The sequence below is a fragment of the Neorhizobium huautlense genome (assembly GCF_030811685.1).
Classification (GTDB): domain Bacteria; phylum Pseudomonadota; class Alphaproteobacteria; order Rhizobiales; family Rhizobiaceae; genus Neorhizobium; species Neorhizobium huautlense_A.
The window spans coordinates 44,944-59,041 of record NZ_JAUSRF010000016.1; the positions used below are offsets into that span (position 1 = coordinate 44,944).

General features: G+C 59.5%; 18 protein-coding genes. 2 read left to right on the plus strand and 16 right to left on the minus strand.

Features of this window, described 5'->3' with window-relative positions; all coding sequences use genetic code 11:
* Nucleotides 1-16 precede the first annotated feature (16 nt).
* Nucleotides 17-883 (plus strand): tRNA 2-thiocytidine(32) synthetase TtcA, encoded by an 867-nt coding sequence (gene ttcA, locus J2T09_RS20765; RefSeq protein ID WP_306838014.1) that lies wholly within the window; start codon nucleotides 17-19, stop codon nucleotides 881-883.
* Nucleotides 884-894: 11 nt separating this feature from the next.
* Entirely contained in the window at nucleotides 895-1,713 is an 819-nt protein-coding gene (locus J2T09_RS20770; protein ID WP_306838151.1) for an inositol monophosphatase family protein, read from the plus strand.
* 83 nt (nucleotides 1,714-1,796) lie between these two features.
* On the opposite strand, the gene J2T09_RS20775 is transcribed toward J2T09_RS20770, so the two are convergent.
* The 16 genes from J2T09_RS20775 to rpe form a co-directional block, all read right to left on the minus strand.
* The gene (locus tag J2T09_RS20775; protein ID WP_306838153.1) at nucleotides 1,797-3,011 is read right to left on the minus strand and encodes a multidrug effflux MFS transporter; all 1,215 of its coding nucleotides are present in this window, start codon (nucleotides 3,009-3,011) and stop codon (nucleotides 1,797-1,799) included.
* A 131-nt stretch (nucleotides 3,012-3,142) separates the two neighbouring features.
* Nucleotides 3,143-3,475 (minus strand): Grx4 family monothiol glutaredoxin, encoded by a 333-nt coding sequence (grxD, locus tag J2T09_RS20780; protein WP_306838016.1) that lies wholly within the window; start codon nucleotides 3,473-3,475, stop codon nucleotides 3,143-3,145.
* A 130-nt stretch (nucleotides 3,476-3,605) separates the two neighbouring features.
* A complete protein-coding gene (locus tag J2T09_RS20785; RefSeq protein WP_306838019.1) occupies nucleotides 3,606-3,848 on the minus strand; it encodes a hypothetical protein in 243 nt (80 codons plus the stop codon).
* Between the two features lie 4 nt (nucleotides 3,849-3,852).
* Nucleotides 3,853-4,086, minus strand: coding sequence for a BolA family transcriptional regulator (locus J2T09_RS20790; protein ID WP_306838021.1), 234 nt, complete (start codon nucleotides 4,084-4,086; stop codon nucleotides 3,853-3,855).
* A gap of 112 nt (nucleotides 4,087-4,198) precedes the next feature.
* The gene (locus tag J2T09_RS20795; RefSeq protein ID WP_306838024.1) at nucleotides 4,199-4,885 is read right to left on the minus strand and encodes a hypothetical protein; all 687 of its coding nucleotides are present in this window, start codon (nucleotides 4,883-4,885) and stop codon (nucleotides 4,199-4,201) included.
* 215 nt (nucleotides 4,886-5,100) lie between these two features.
* Nucleotides 5,101-7,308 carry a phosphoribosylformylglycinamidine synthase subunit PurL gene (purL, locus tag J2T09_RS20800; RefSeq protein ID WP_306838026.1) on the minus strand — a complete coding sequence of 736 codons (2,208 nt, stop codon included), beginning with the start codon at nucleotides 7,306-7,308 and terminating at the stop codon, nucleotides 5,101-5,103.
* 133 nt (nucleotides 7,309-7,441) lie between these two features.
* Nucleotides 7,442-8,032 carry an acyloxyacyl hydrolase gene (locus J2T09_RS20805; protein WP_306838029.1) on the minus strand — a complete coding sequence of 197 codons (591 nt, stop codon included), beginning with the start codon at nucleotides 8,030-8,032 and terminating at the stop codon, nucleotides 7,442-7,444.
* A 205-nt stretch (nucleotides 8,033-8,237) separates the two neighbouring features.
* The gene (locus J2T09_RS20810) at nucleotides 8,238-8,633 is read right to left on the minus strand and encodes a hypothetical protein (RefSeq protein WP_306838031.1); all 396 of its coding nucleotides are present in this window, start codon (nucleotides 8,631-8,633) and stop codon (nucleotides 8,238-8,240) included.
* Between the two features lie 26 nt (nucleotides 8,634-8,659).
* Entirely contained in the window at nucleotides 8,660-9,334 is a 675-nt protein-coding gene (gene purQ, locus J2T09_RS20815) for a phosphoribosylformylglycinamidine synthase subunit PurQ (RefSeq protein ID WP_306838033.1), read from the minus strand.
* A complete protein-coding gene (locus tag J2T09_RS20820) occupies nucleotides 9,331-9,588 on the minus strand; it encodes a hypothetical protein (RefSeq protein WP_306838035.1) in 258 nt (85 codons plus the stop codon). The genes purQ and J2T09_RS20820 overlap by 4 nt, the downstream gene beginning before the upstream one ends.
* 17 nt (nucleotides 9,589-9,605) lie before the next feature.
* Nucleotides 9,606-9,845, minus strand: a complete 240-nt coding sequence (purS, locus tag J2T09_RS20825) for a phosphoribosylformylglycinamidine synthase subunit PurS (RefSeq protein WP_112733336.1) — start codon at nucleotides 9,843-9,845, stop codon at nucleotides 9,606-9,608.
* A gap of 18 nt (nucleotides 9,846-9,863) precedes the next feature.
* On the minus strand, nucleotides 9,864-10,628 hold the full coding sequence (gene purC / locus J2T09_RS20830; protein WP_112733334.1) for a phosphoribosylaminoimidazolesuccinocarboxamide synthase: 765 nt from the start codon (nucleotides 10,626-10,628) through the stop codon (nucleotides 9,864-9,866).
* A gap of 281 nt (nucleotides 10,629-10,909) precedes the next feature.
* Complete coding sequence (locus J2T09_RS20835; RefSeq protein WP_306838040.1) at nucleotides 10,910-11,464, minus strand: RBBP9/YdeN family alpha/beta hydrolase; 555 nt, start codon at nucleotides 11,462-11,464, stop codon at nucleotides 10,910-10,912.
* 75 nt (nucleotides 11,465-11,539) lie between these two features.
* Nucleotides 11,540-12,847: an adenylosuccinate lyase gene (gene purB, locus J2T09_RS20840; protein ID WP_306838044.1), complete on the minus strand. Its 1,308-nt coding sequence runs from the start codon at nucleotides 12,845-12,847 to the stop codon at nucleotides 11,540-11,542.
* A 61-nt stretch (nucleotides 12,848-12,908) separates the two neighbouring features.
* Nucleotides 12,909-13,325: a hypothetical protein gene (locus J2T09_RS20845; protein ID WP_306838046.1), complete on the minus strand. Its 417-nt coding sequence runs from the start codon at nucleotides 13,323-13,325 to the stop codon at nucleotides 12,909-12,911.
* A 71-nt stretch (nucleotides 13,326-13,396) separates the two neighbouring features.
* On the minus strand, nucleotides 13,397-14,074 hold the full coding sequence (gene rpe, locus J2T09_RS20850; protein ID WP_306838048.1) for a ribulose-phosphate 3-epimerase: 678 nt from the start codon (nucleotides 14,072-14,074) through the stop codon (nucleotides 13,397-13,399).
* Nucleotides 14,075-14,098: the final 24 nt, after the last annotated feature.

Consider the following 14,098-nt stretch of genomic DNA (forward strand, 5'->3'; position numbering starts at 1 on the left):
CAAGAGGACTTTTTCGATGGGCGTGAACGCCGAGATCTCAGACGAGCTGGAACAGGCAACCGAAGGGCTGGCTCCGGCACTCTTCAGGGATGCGCCGGACTCGGTGTCTTTCAACAAGCTGCGCAAGCGTTTGCTCCGGCAGGTGCGTCAGGCGCTCGCCGATTTCGATATGCTGAAGGGCCAGAAACGTTGGCTGGTCGGCCTGTCGGGCGGCAAGGATTCCTATTCGCTTCTTGCCATCCTGCTCGATCTGCAATGGCGCGGCCTGCTGCCGGTGGAACTGGTCGCCTGCAATCTCGACCAGGGCCAGCCGAATTTTCCAAAACACATTCTGCCGGAATATCTCGCTTCGATCGGCGTCAAACACCGCATCGAATACCGCGATACCTATTCCATCGTGAAGGAAAAGGTGCCTGCCGGCGCCACCTATTGTTCGCTCTGTTCGCGCCTGCGCCGTGGCAACCTTTACCGCGTGGCGCGCGAAGAAGGCTGCGATGCGCTGGTGCTCGGCCATCACCGCGACGACATTCTCGAAACCTTCTTCATGAACTTTTTCCACGGTGGCCGCCTGGCCGCCATGCCGGCAAAACTTCTGAATGACGAAGGCGATGTCATGGTGTTGCGGCCCTTGGCCTATTGCGCCGAAGAAGACCTGACAAAATTTTCCGCTGCCATGCAGTTCCCCATCATCCCCTGCGATCTCTGCGGTTCGCAAGACGGTCTGGAGCGCAATGCGATGAAGGCGATGCTGTCGGGCATCGAACAGCGCATGCCAGGCCGTAAGGATACGATGCTGCGCGCACTCTCGCATGTGAACCCGTCGCATCTTCTCGATACCGGACTTTTTGATTTCAGCAATCTGATGACCGCCGAAAGGAAGTAAACTTGCCTGACATGCCCGTTGACGTCTCCGCTCTTGCCGATCTTTTGAGCCGCGCCGCCAAGGCCGAAATCCTGCCGCGCTTCCGCCGTCTGGGCGGCGATGACGTGCGTTCGAAAAGCGAGCCCACCGATCTGGTGACGGAGGCCGACGAGGCCGCCGAGCGGATGATGAAGCGGGAAATGGCGGAACTCGCCCCGAACGCGTTGTTTATCGGTGAAGAATCGGTGGCCGCAGATCCGTCGCTTCTGGAAAAACTGAAGGATGCCGAACTGGCGGTGATCGTCGATCCGGTCGACGGCACGTTCAATTTCGCCTCGGGCATTCCGGCTTTCGGCGTCATGGCCTCGGTCGTCTGGAAGGGCGAAACGGTGGCCGGCATCATCTACGATCCGATGGGCGACGACTGGGTAATGGCGGAAAAGGGCGCGGGCGCCTTCCTGCGCCGTCCGGATGGTGATGCTGTGCGTCTGAACGTGTCCGAACCACGTCCGCTGGATGCTATGATCGGCATGGCTTCCGCCGGCTATTTTTATGGCGAACAGCGTGAAAAGGTGTTGGGCAATCTGGCCAAGGTGCGGTTCTTCGCCAACTATCGCTGCGCAGCACACGAGTATCGCACCTTTGCCGGTGGCCATGTGCAGTTCATGATCTACAACAAGCTGATGCCCTGGGATCATCTCGCCGGTGCGCTTATCGCTACCGAGGCCGGCGGATACGTTCGCCGTCTGGATGGGTCGGTTTACGAACCACACCAGTTTGAGGGCGGCCTGCTGGTCGCAACCGACCCGGACAGCTGGAAAACCCTGCACGAACAGATTTTTGTCGCCTGACGCGGAGATCTCGTTCATAAACAAAAAAAGGCCCGGACATCATCGCGATGTCCGGGCCTTTTTTTGTTTTCAGTCAGACTTGATCACACCGGCGGGTTATGCGGGTGGAACAGCTTTCCCTTTTCCGCGATCAGCACGAAGATAAGGCCGGCGATCGAGACGATGAAGAAACCGGCAACCATCGGCAAGGCCGTGCCGTCGAAGGACTGGCCGATCACGGCGCCGATCGACGCGCCGCCGATCGTACCCATGAAACCAAGCACGGAGGAGGCGGTACCCGCCACGTGGCCGAGTGGTTCCATGGCCAGCGAGTTGAAGTTCGAGCCGATCCAGCCGAACTGGAACATCGCCAGCGCAAACAGCGTCAGGAACAGCGCGAATGGCATCGGCTGAGGACCAAACATCTGGATCATCAGCCAGATGAAGGTGACGGTGATGAAACCAAGCAGCGACGCATGCGAGAGCTTGCGCATGCCGAAACGACCGACCAGACGAGCGTTGAGGAAGGACGACAGCGACATGAAGACGGCAACGGCTGCGAAGGCGACCGGGAACCATACGCCGAGACCGTAGATCTGGTTATAGACCTGTTCAGCCGAATTGATGAAACCGAACAGCGCGCCGAAAATGAACGTGCTGGCAATCGTGTAGCAGAGCGACACGCGGTTGGTCAGCACGATACGGAAACCGGCAAGCACCGAGGACACGGTGAAAGGGCGAACGTCCTCGGCATGCAGGGTTTCGGGAAGGCGCTTGTACATCCAGAAGACGACAGCGAGTGCGCCGGCCGCCATGAAGACGAAGATCAGGTGCCAGTCGCCGAACAGCAGGATCAACTGGCCGGTACCGGGCGCGATGACCGGAACGACCATGAAGACCATCATGATCAGCGACATGACTTCCGCCATGGCGCGGCCGCCGTAAACGTCTCGGACGATGGAAATGGTGATGACGCGGGTTGCGGCAGAACCGATGCCCTGGATGAAGCGCAGGACCAGAAGAGCGGTGAAGGACGGCACGGCAAGCAGGCCGACCACCGCCAGCGACGAAAGGATATAGATGGTCAGGCCGACGATGATCGGCTTGCGGCGACCGAAACGGTCGGAGATCGGTCCGTAGAAAAGCTGTGCGATGCCGAAGCCGAACAGATAGGCCGAGACGACATACTGGCGGTGGTTCTCGTTGACGACGTCAAGCGAGGCGCCAATCTGCTGCAGACCGGGAAGCATGATGTCAATGGCAAGCGCATTGAGAGCCATCAGCATGGCCATGAGGGCAATGAATTCGACCTTGCCCATGCCCTTGAGGCGGTCGGGCGTGGATTGTGAAGGTTTTGTCACAGCGTTTCCTAAACAACGTGAAAGGCGCCGTGGATGCGGCGCCTTCTGATATATGCAATTCTAAAACCGGGGCGGCTAAGCCCCGAAAATCAGGCCGCGCGGACGGCGATACCCTGTTCCTCGAGCTGCGTCTTCAGCTCGCCGGACTGGAACATTTCGCGGATGATGTCACAGCCGCCGACGAATTCGCCCTTGATGTAGAGCTGCGGGATGGTCGGCCAGTTGGAATAGTCCTTGATGCCCTGACGCAGGTCACCATCAGCGAGCACGTTGATGCCCTTGTAGTCGAGGCCGAGGTAATCCAGAATCTGGACGACCTGACCGGAAAAACCACACTGCGGGAACTGCGGGGTACCCTTCATGAAGAGGACCACATCGTTGGTCTTCACTTCGTTGTCGATGAAATCGTTGATTCCGCTCATGTCTCAAATCCTTTCACGCGCGGGTTCAAGGGCCGCGGTGTTCTGTGTTGTGCCTTTGATAGCAAGCTCCCCGCCGGATTTCCAGCGCAGAAGCGTGTAGATGCATGTAATTTGCAAAGAGTGCACCGCTTCAGCGGCTGCGCTGCTTGCTGCGGCTCGCCGTGGTGCGGCGGCGGCTCACCTGCTTGCGGGCAGGCTTGGCGGTCTTCGGCTTCGCCTTGCGGGTAAAACGCCCGGTCGTGGAAGAGCGGGTGGCCGATTTGGCCTGGCGTTTCTTGCGTTTCGAAGCGGTGCGCCCATGCGACTTGCCGAGCAACTCCTTGACGACGCTTTCGACGACACCCGATACGATCTGGTTGATCAGGTTCGCCATGTCATCACTTCGGTGCCGAGGTCTGTAATGCGAGAGCGTGAAGCACGCCGCCCATATTGCCCTTCAATGCCTCGTAGACCATCTGGTGCTGCTGCACACGCGACTTGCCGCGAAAGGCTTCAGCCACCACTTCGGCGGCGTAATGATCGCCGTCTCCGGCCAGATCACGAATGGTGACGGTTGCGCCGGGGATGCCGGCCTTGATCATGTCCTCGATATCGCCTGGGCGCATGGGCATGCGAAACTATCCTTCATTCTTGGCGGCGATGGTGCCGCGATGAGTTTAGATTGCCTCAAAGAAAGGCCATGGTCAAAGCATCAACGACGCTTTCCTCAGTCAAAGAACAAGCTTATCGGCGGCGATCAAGCGAAGTCTGCAATCGCTGCAGCAGCGCGCCGGCGTTCTCGCAGATGGCCTGCCAGACCCTGGCCTGAAAGCTTGTCTTCAACATCCAGGCGCTGCTGAGAAGCAGGCCGATGTAAGCGACCAGTTCGCTGATTTCCTCAAGCGATTCAAATTCCAGTTCCTCGAAAACCTCGCCGGTGACGAGAAGGCCCGCGACAAACACGAGGGGCCAGGAAAAGGCTGGATGCATCATTCGCAGCAATGCTGCCGGGCTGGCTCGGTACATGATGGCGGCATGCAGAAGAAGCAGGAGGCCACAGACTGTGGGAACAATTCTGTGCGCTTCGCGCGGCACGCAGGCCAGCAAAATATCCGGCCGGCAGGACGGTATTTCGCGAACGAAGAAGACAAGACAAAGCAGCGCGGTGGTGGTGGCAACAAAGCGCCCCGCAGGGCGCAGTCGCACAGCCGCGAGTATTGCCAATATGCTCGCGGCGCACAGTGCGATGACCTGCAGCGTCTCCAGAACCCCGTTTTCGCCGTAGAGCATGTCGTCGCCAACGCCGAAAATCCGCAGCGTCATGATAACGACCATACAAGACACCAGGCCGGAGACCAGCGTATCGACAAGCAGTCGCGGATACGGCCAGAAATGGGTTGGGTTAAACACGAAAATCTGCAGTTGCTTCAAAAAGGACCGGGGCATTGCCGACTGCTAAAGGTGATGCAGGTTTTTCGAGGTCGTCACTGAAACTTGTGGCGTTGGTCTCGATCTTAACTGCGGAAACAAAAAAAGCGCCACGGCTATGATGCCGCGGCGCCATCTGCTCCGGTTGTAGGCCCGGATTGTTCCGGGTGCAACCTTTATGACAATTTCACGAACGGTTGTGTTCTGTCCGAACCCGCTCAGTTCATGAAGCCCGGGAACCAGCCTTCATGTGCCGCGCCAAGATCGGCGACGGAGACGTTGACGAGGTCGTCGATGACAACCGCATCACCGCCGACAGTGCCGAGCGCACGGAACGGAACACCGGCGCCTTCGGCATTGGCCTGCAGGAAGTTGGCGAGATCGGCAGGTACTGCCAGAACGTAACGCGCCTGGTCTTCACCGAAGAGCAGCGCATGGGCCAGACCGCGGCTGTCCTTGAGGCTGACATTGAGGCCCTTGCCCGAGGACATGGCCATTTCGGCCAGCGCCAGAGCGAGGCCGCCCGACGAGATGTCGTGGCAGGCGGTGACCTGGCCGTTGCGGATCGCCGAACGGACGAAATCGCCATGGCGACGTTCGGCCGACAGATCGACTTCCGGGGCGGGGCCTTCGGTCGAGCCGAGGATGTCGCGCAGATAGATGGACGAGCCGAGATGGCTGCCGTCCACACCGATCATGATCAGCTTGTCGCCGTCATTGGCCGTGCCGATCTTGGCCATTTTCGACCAGTCGGGCAGCAGGCCGACGCCGGCAATGGTCGGGGTCGGCAGAATGGCGACGCCATTGGTCTCGTTGTAGAGCGAAACGTTGCCGGAGACGATCGGGAAGTCGAGTGCCTTGCAGGCCTCGCCGATGCCCTTGATGGCGCCGACCAGCTGGCCCATGATTTCCGGCTTTTCCGGGTTGCCGAAATTGAGGTTGTCGGTGGCCGCCAGCGGCTCTGCGCCGGTGGCGGTGATGTTACGCCAGCATTCGGCAACCGCCTGCTTGCCGCCTTCGAACGGATCGGCTTCGACATAACGCGGGGTGACGTCGGAGGAGAAGGCGAGGCCCTTGGTGGCATGGCCTTCGACGCGCACCACGCCGGCGTCGCCGCCCGGATGCTGCAGCGAATTGCCCTGGATGAACGTGTCATACTGTTCGTAGACCCAGCGACGGCTGGACTGGTTCGGCGAGCCGACCAGCTTGATCAGTGCATCATTGTAATCGGCCGGGGCCTGAACTTCCGAGGCGGGCAGGGCGGCGCGGCGCGCTGTTTCCACCCACGGACGATCGTATTCCGGAGCCTCGTCTCCGAGTTCCTTGATCGGCAGGTTGGCAACTTCCTCGCCCTGATGGATGACGCGGAAGCGCAGGTCGTCCGTGGTCTTGCCGACGATGGCGAAGTCGAGACCCCACTTGACGAAGATCGCCTTGGCAACCTCTTCCTTGGAGGGTTCGAGAACCATGAGCATGCGCTCCTGGCTTTCCGACAGCATCATTTCATAAGCCGTCATGCGGTCTTCGCGCACCGGAACCGTGTCGAGCAGCAATTCGATGCCGAGACCGCCCTTGGCACCCATTTCAACGGCCGAGCAGGTGAGTCCGGCGGCACCCATGTCTTGGATGGCGATGACGGCGCCGGTCTGCATCAGCTCAAGGCAGGCTTCCAACAGGCACTTTTCGGTGAAGGGATCGCCGACCTGAACGGTGGGACGCTTTTCCTCGATCGATTCGTCGAATTCGGCCGATGCCATGGTCGCACCGCCGACGCCGTCACGACCCGTCTTTGCACCCAGATAAACGACCGGAAGGCCAACGCCTTTGGCTTCGGACAGGAAGATTCCGTCTGCCTTGGCGAGACCGGCTGCAAAGGCGTTGACGAGGATGTTGCCGTTATAGCGTTCGTCGAACTCGACTTCACCGCCAACAGTCGGAACACCGAACGAGTTGCCGTAACCGCCGACACCTGCAACGACGCCGGAAACCAGGTGCTTTGTCTTCGGGTGATCCGGTGCGCCAAAACGCAGGGCGTTCATGGCTGCAATCGGGCGTGCACCCATGGTGAAAACGTCGCGCAGAATGCCGCCAACGCCGGTCGCCGCACCCTGATAGGGCTCGATATAGGACGGGTGGTTGTGGCTTTCCATCTTGAAGACGACGACGTCGCCATCATCGATATCGACAACACCGGCATTTTCGCCCGGACCTTGAACGACGCGCGGACCCTTGGTCGGCAGTGTGCGCAGCCACTTCTTGGAAGACTTGTAGGAGCAGTGCTCGTTCCACATGGCGGAGAAGATGCCGAGCTCGGTAAAGGTCGGTTCACGACCGATAAGGTCGAGGATCCGCTGGTATTCGTCGGCCTTCAGGCCGTGGGATGCGATGAGTTCAGGCGTGATCGGGCGGCTGTTCGAAATCGTCATGGTCTTCCCTGATGGCGAGGGGCTCTGAATTTGGGGTCTCTTTAGCGTAGATACGAAAAGGGCGCGACAGGAAAATACCCGTCACGCCCCATATCCCACTGCGATGCGCCACATTTGAGCGCGGTATCGCGGATCAGAACTTGTAACCGACCAGAACGCCGGCGCGCGTCAGGCCGTTGTTCGGTTCGCCGCAGAGATTGGCATGGCTGGAATGCTCGATCTGGCCGACGATGCGCCATTTCGGATCGAGATTGACGCCGACGGCAGCATATTCATGAAACAGCGTATGGCAGCCGAGTTTCGGGCCGCGCGTGCCGTCAAGCTCCAGATTACCATTGTTGAGCGAACCACCAAAACCGGCTTCGAGGAAGAGGAAATCGGTAATGTTGGCCGTCCAGGAGAAACCGGCATAAATCTGCGAGGCTTCATTGGCCGTGGCAATATCCGCACCGACATGAACGCGCGGACGCACCAGCTTCTGCAGGCCTTGCGCTTCGTCGTGGTTCCATGGGTCGAAAAACACCATACCCTTCACGAACGCCCCTTTTTCGTCATTCTGCGGGGTCTTGTCGACAGCAACAAGGGCGCCAAAGCGAATTTCGTCGAAGATTGGCTTCTGGGTGGTTTCCATGTCGGCGCCGAATGAGGCACTGGCAGACATCATCAAAGCGCCAGCGGCCGCAATGACGGAGAGGGCGGATTTCGACTTGGCAGCTCTAGTCATTGTGTGGCTTGCACCCTTGTAGGAGCGAACGACAACGTCACGCTCTCGTGTCAGTGGGCGAACCATAAGCCGCGAAAATGTGATCACGCAACTGAAAAGAAGGCGACATTGTGCGGCTTATGAAAAAGGTAAGGCAGTGTTGCAGGATCAGGACGTTTTAAAGGGTTTTTGGCCCAAAACGCCTGGCTGCTTTCGGTCGCCTTGATCAGCAGCCTGTACCGCCGCCGGCCCAGCGCAATACGTCGGATTTGATTCGCTGTCCTGCCGCGCCCTGCATCATCGGGCCAAAGGCATCGAGACGGGCCGGATTGCCCTCGGCCTGCACGACCAGCATCGGGCGTGACTCGGGGCTGTGGCGCGGTACGGCGAGAATACGTGGGCGGCCGGAAAAGGAATTAAGTTCCGGCGCCAGGCGATAATCGCGGAAAGCCGGGTCGTTGGACTTGAACCAGCAGGAATTGGCGGCGATGGCGACGCGTTCCATCGTCGGCAGGGCTGCGCGCTGCGGTGAAACTGCTGGCTTCTTGTCCGACTGGCAGCCGGCGAGCAGTGCGAGCGTGGCGAGAAGAATGCCGGAAGCGGCATGGGTGCGAAGGCGCATGCTGGTTCTCCCGGCAGGTTTCTTGATCAGGCGGCGATGACGTCGAGGGCGGAGGCGAAGATGCCGCGACCGTCCTTGCCGCCATGGGCTGCTTCGATCAGGTTTTCCGGATGCGGCATCATGCCGAGAACATTGCCGCGGGCATTGATGATGCCGGCAATGTCGTTCAGCGAACCATTCGGATTGGTGCCTTCGGCATATTTGAACACGACCTGGCCATTGCCTTCGAGGCTCTTCAGCGTCTCGGCATCAGCAAAATAGTTGCCGTCATGGTGTGCGACCGGGCAACGGATGACCTGACCCTGTTCGTAAGTGCGGGTGAAATCGGTATCGGCATTGACGATCTCGAGCTTCACTTCCTTTGAAACGAAAAGCAGCGACGAGTTGCGCATCAAGGCACCCGGCAGAAGCTGGGCTTCTACGAGGATCTGAAAGCCGTTGCAGACGCCCAGAACCTTCACGCCCTTTTCCGCCTTCTCGCGGATCGCCTGCATGACCGGCATGCGCGCAGCAATGGCGCCACAACGCAGGTAATCACCGTAGGAGAAGCCGCCGGGGATGACGATCAGGTCGATGTCATCGGCGATTTCGGTTTCCGTCTGCCAGATGGTGACGGGCTCATGACCGGAAATCTTGGTGAGCGCGGCGATCATGTCGCGGTCGCGATTGAGGCCGGGAAGCTGGACGACGGCGGACTTCATGGGTGTGGTTCAAACCTTGCCTGGGCCTCGGAGAGCTCGCGCAGCTCGAGGCGGGTTTCGATACGGTCGCTGCGGGTTTCTATGTGGGCGACGGTCCCGCGAAGGCCGTTGATGTCGCCCTGCAATGCATGAAGCTGATTGCGGATCACCAAGTTGTCGCTTCGCAGTTCGGCCAACGCATAATCAACCTTGTCGAAGCGGTGATTGAGCTTCTTCAAAAGTTCAAGCGTGAAGTCCTGCACCGCATCAGCCATGGCGCCCTCCGCAACCGTCAGTCGATTGCGATAGTATAGTTCTCGATCACCGTGTTTGCCAGAAGCTTGTCGCACATGGCCTTGAGGTCGGCTTCGGCCTTGGCCTTGTCGCCTTCCAGTTCCAGATCGAAGACCTTGCCCTGACGGACTTGGCCGACGCCGGAAAAGCCGAGACTGCCGAGAGCGCCTTCGATGGCCTTGCCCTGCGGATCGAGAACACCGTTCTTCAATGTGACGGTTACCCGTGCCTTGATCACTTGATCGCTCCTGATTGCTTACTGGACCAGAACCGGACCCGTGCCACGGATCGGTTCGTTTTCGTTGATGATGCCGAGGCGGCGGGCCACTTCGGAATAGGCTTCGACCAGACCGCCGAGATCCTGGCGGAAACGGTCCTTGTCCATCTTCTCGCGGGTTTCGATATCCCACAGACGGCAGCTGTCCGGCGAGATTTCGTCGGCGAGGATGATGCGCATCATGTCGCCTTCGAACAGACGGCCGCATTCGATCTTGAAATCGACGAGCTGGATGCCGACGCCGAGGAAAAGGCCGGACAGAAAATCGTTGACGCGGATCGCAAGCGCCATCACGTCGTCAAGCTCTGCCGGATTGGCCCAGCCGAACGCGGTGATGTGCTCTTCCGACACCATCGGGTCGTTGAGCTGGTCGGACTTGTAATAGAACTCTATGATCGAGCGCGGCAGGACCGTGCCTTCCTCGATGCCGAGACGGGTCGCGAGCGAACCGGCGGCGACATTGCGCACGACGATCTCGAGCGGGATCATCTCGACTTCCTTGATCAACTGCTCGCGCATGTTGAGGCGGCGGATGAAATGGGTCGGAATGCCGATCTTGTTGAGATGCGTGAACAGGTATTCGGAAATACGGTTGTTCAGCACGCCCTTGCCGTCGATGACATCATGCTTCTTCTTGTTGAAGGCGGTGGCATCATCCTTGAAGAACTGGATCAGCGTGCCCGGTTCGGGGCCTTCATACAGGATCTTGGCCTTGCCTTCGTAAATACGGCGGCGACGGTTCATTCGATTTGTCTCGTTGTTGGCGCGCTCGCGTGGGCGCGATGGAAACTCTTGAAGCGGTCCCTTAACGGAAAAGTACGGCTTTCACAATGCGAGCCGCAAACTTCTCACAGGACGGCAGATCGCTCGTCTGCCCCGCTTTATGCGTTCGCTTTTCAACCCGCTCGTGATGCAGTCGTCGTCGCATCATCCGGCAAGGGTCTTGTGCGGCGCTTGCCTTGTCGCAATCGGAGCTAGAACCCAAATTGCGACAGGAATTCGACGGGCCTGTCGGCTGTGTTGTTTCAGACCTTCAGCTTGGACAGGAACTGCGCAAACACCATCGTGCCTTCCGGCCATGGACCATGCCCAGACTCGGCGTTGATGTGACCGGATTCTCCGGCATCGATCAGCGTCGAACCCCAGGCATTGGCAATGTCGTCAGCATGTTCGTAGGAACCGAAAGGATCGTTGCGGCTGGCTATCGTCAGCGTCGGAAACGGCAGCGGATCGCGCGGGTAGGGGCCGAATGTCATCAGATGCTTTGGGCGGATTTCCGGATTGGCCACATCCGGCGGTGCCACGAAAAAGGCGCCGGCAATAGGCTTTTCGAAATGCGGAATGGCATGGATGGCGGTGGCGACACCCAGCGAATGGGCGACGAGAACCACAGGCTTGGTCGAGGCATTGACCTCTTCAACCAGCCGCTTGACCCAATCTTCCTTCACCGGTTTCGACCATTCCGCCTGCTCGACGCGGCGCGCCGAGCCGAGCTTCTGCTCCCAGCGCGTCTGCCAGTGATCGGGGCCGGAATTGGTATAACCGGGGACGATGAGGATATCTGCTTCTGATGCTTTCATGCCGCTTATCTGTGTTCGATCATCAGAGAGATCAACCCTCGGAGGCCCAAGGGTTGATCGATGTTTGAGTGCCGATCAGGCTTCGCCGAAAACGCGGCGGAAGATCGTGTCGACATGCTTGGTGTGGTAACCGAGGTCGAACTTTTCACGGATATCGCTTTCCGAGAGAGCAGCGCGCACTTCGGCGTCCGCCAGCAGTTCCTCCAAAAAGTCCTTACCCTGTTCCCAGACCTTCATGGCGTTGCGTTGCACCAGACGATAGGCGTCTTCACGCGAAGTGCCGGCCTGCGTCAGTGCCAGCAGAACGCGCTGCGAATGCACGAGGCCGCGGAACTTGTTCATGTTCTTCATCATGTTGTCGGGATAGACAACAAGCTTTTCGATGACGCCGGCCAGACGGTTCAGCGCGAAATCGAGCGTCACAGTCGTATCCGGGCCGATGGCGCGCTCGACGCTGGAATGGCTGATGTCGCGCTCGTGCCAGAGAGCAACGTTTTCCATGGCCGGCACGACCGACATGCGCACGAGGCGGGCAAGACCGGTGAGGTTTTCGGTCAGGACCGGGTTGCGCTTGTGCGGCATGGCCGAGGACCCCTTTTGGCCGGGAGAGAAGAACTCTTCCGCTTCCAAAACCTCGGTACGCTGCATGTGGCGGATTTCGATGGCGACGTTTTCGATCGAGGAGGCGATGACGCCGAGCGTGGCAAAAAACATCGCATGACGGTCACGCGGGATGACCTGTGTCGAGACCGGCTCAGCGATAAGGCCAAGCTTCTCGCAGACATATTCTTCCACGCGCGGGTCGATATTCGCAAACGTGCCGACGGCACCCGAGATCGCGCCTGTGGCGATTTCGGCACGGGCTGCGACGAGGCGGACGCGGTTGCGGTCCATCTCGGCGTAGAAACGGGCAAGCGTCAGGCCCATCGTGGTCGGCTCGGCATGGATGCCGTGGCTGCGACCGATGCGAACGGTGTCCTTGTGCTCAAAAGCGCGGGCCTTCAGTGCTGCCAGGACACGATCGACGCCGGCGAGCAGGATGTCGGTTGCGCGAACGAGCTGGATGTTCAGCGTGGTGTCGAGAACATCGGAAGACGTCATGCCCTGATGGACGAAACGGCTATCGGGGCCGATGAATTCGGCCAGATGCGTCAGGAAGGCGATGACGTCATGTTTGGTGACGGCTTCGATCTCATCGATACGGGCGACGTCGAAGGTAGCGGCATTGCCCTTTTCCCAGATCGTGTCCGCAGCCGATTTTGGAATGACGCCGAGTGTGGCAAGCGCGGTACAGGCATGTGCCTCGATTTCAAACCAGATGCGAAACTTGGTTTCCGGCGACCAGATGGCGACCATTTCGGGGCGCGAATAACGAGGGATCATGGGCAGGGGCCTTCCTGATTTTCGAGAGTTGGCGTCCCTGTAGCAAAGTGTTCCCGGAATCTCAACGCATGCGACGAATCATGACCCATGTGCCGGGGATCAGGAAAAGCGGACCGAGCGGCAGATAGAGCCGCAGCGCCATCACGGCGAACTGATAATAGGCGGAGGCGGATGTGAAGAGGAATTGCAGGAGCCAGATGCGGCTGAGCGGTTCCGCGTGCCACTGGGCGTAAAAGGAGCGGTATTCCAGTGCGAACAGGCCCGCTGTGACGAAGACGGTTCCGGCGGCGAGCCCGATGATGGCGACGGTGATGAACAGCCATCTAGCCTGGATAAACCGCTTGAGAATGTGGCTGACGAGTTTCGCCACCCACCAACCGAAGAAACCGCCGAGGAAAAAGATGAAAAGGATCGTCGGCAGATGAAAGGTTTCTAGGCGGTCACGCAGGAAAAGCCCGGCGGCCGCCGTGATCGTCATCGCCACGCCCCAGGTGAAAGCCGCTGCCGCTATGCAGCTTATCGCCTTCATCCGGGGCAGGGCGGAGGGCATCAGGCCCGAGCGGTTTCGGCGTTGCGGCGCAGCGTCTCGATCTCGGTGCGATAGGCGGCCTTATCGCCCTTGCCGAAAATCGCCGAGCCGGCCACGAAGACGTTGGCACCGGCCTTGGCGGCCGCGCCGATCGTGTCGGTCGTGATGCCGCCATCGACCTGGATTTCGATCGGGCGATCACCGATCATGGCCTTGGCTGCGGCAATCTTGTCGAGCATGGCGGGAATGAATTTCTGGCCGCCGAAACCGGGATTGACGCTCATGATCAGGATCAGGTCGATATCGTCCAGCACGTTTTCGAACACGGAGAGCGGCGTGGCCGGGTTCAGCGTGACGCCAACCTTCTTGCCGAGTGCGCGGATGGTCTGCAGCGAGCGATGCAGATGCGGGCCGGCTTCGGCATGCACGGTGATGCTGTCGCAGCCGGCCTTGGCGAAGGCTTCGAGATAAGGATCGACCGGCGCGATCATCAGGTGGCAATCGAAGAAGGCCTTGGTATGCGGGCGCAGCGCTTTGATGACATCAGGACCAAAAGAAATGTTCGGCACGAAATGGCCATCCATGATGTCGAGATGGATCCAGTCGGCGCCGGCTTCGACGACGTCACGCACTTCCTCGCCCAGACGGGAGAAATCGGCGGCAAGAACGGAAGGGGCGATACGGATCGGCAGCGTCATGCGAAAAATCTCCGGCAGGGACTG

Coding starts and splice junctions, on each gene's coding strand:
- ttcA (WP_306838014.1), top strand. CDS start 17: ATGGGCGTGAACGCCGAGATCTCAGACGAGCTGGAACAGGCAACCGAA.
- J2T09_RS20770 (WP_306838151.1), top strand. CDS start 895: ATGCCCGTTGACGTCTCCGCTCTTGCCGATCTTTTGAGCCGCGCCGCC.
- J2T09_RS20775 (WP_306838153.1), bottom strand. CDS start 3,011: ATGGGCAAGGTCGAATTCATTGCCCTCATGGCCATGCTGATGGCTCTC.
- grxD (WP_306838016.1), bottom strand. CDS start 3,475: ATGAGCGGAATCAACGATTTCATCGACAACGAAGTGAAGACCAACGAT.
- J2T09_RS20785 (WP_306838019.1), bottom strand. CDS start 3,848: ATGGCGAACCTGATCAACCAGATCGTATCGGGTGTCGTCGAAAGCGTC.
- J2T09_RS20790 (WP_306838021.1), bottom strand. CDS start 4,086: ATGCCCATGCGCCCAGGCGATATCGAGGACATGATCAAGGCCGGCATC.
- purL (WP_306838026.1), bottom strand. CDS start 7,308: ATGACGATTTCGAACAGCCGCCCGATCACGCCTGAACTCATCGCATCC.
- J2T09_RS20805 (WP_306838029.1), bottom strand. CDS start 8,032: ATGACTAGAGCTGCCAAGTCGAAATCCGCCCTCTCCGTCATTGCGGCC.
- J2T09_RS20810 (WP_306838031.1), bottom strand. CDS start 8,633: ATGCGCCTTCGCACCCATGCCGCTTCCGGCATTCTTCTCGCCACGCTC.
- purQ (WP_306838033.1), bottom strand. CDS start 9,334: ATGAAGTCCGCCGTCGTCCAGCTTCCCGGCCTCAATCGCGACCGCGAC.
- J2T09_RS20820 (WP_306838035.1), bottom strand. CDS start 9,588: ATGGCTGATGCGGTGCAGGACTTCACGCTTGAACTTTTGAAGAAGCTC.
- purC (WP_112733334.1), bottom strand. CDS start 10,628: ATGAACCGTCGCCGCCGTATTTACGAAGGCAAGGCCAAGATCCTGTAT.
- J2T09_RS20835 (WP_306838040.1), bottom strand. CDS start 11,464: ATGAAAGCATCAGAAGCAGATATCCTCATCGTCCCCGGTTATACCAAT.
- purB (WP_306838044.1), bottom strand. CDS start 12,847: ATGATCCCTCGTTATTCGCGCCCCGAAATGGTCGCCATCTGGTCGCCG.
- J2T09_RS20845 (WP_306838046.1), bottom strand. CDS start 13,325: ATGACGATCACGGCGGCCGCCGGGCTTTTCCTGCGTGACCGCCTAGAA.
- rpe (WP_306838048.1), bottom strand. CDS start 14,074: ATGACGCTGCCGATCCGTATCGCCCCTTCCGTTCTTGCCGCCGATTTC.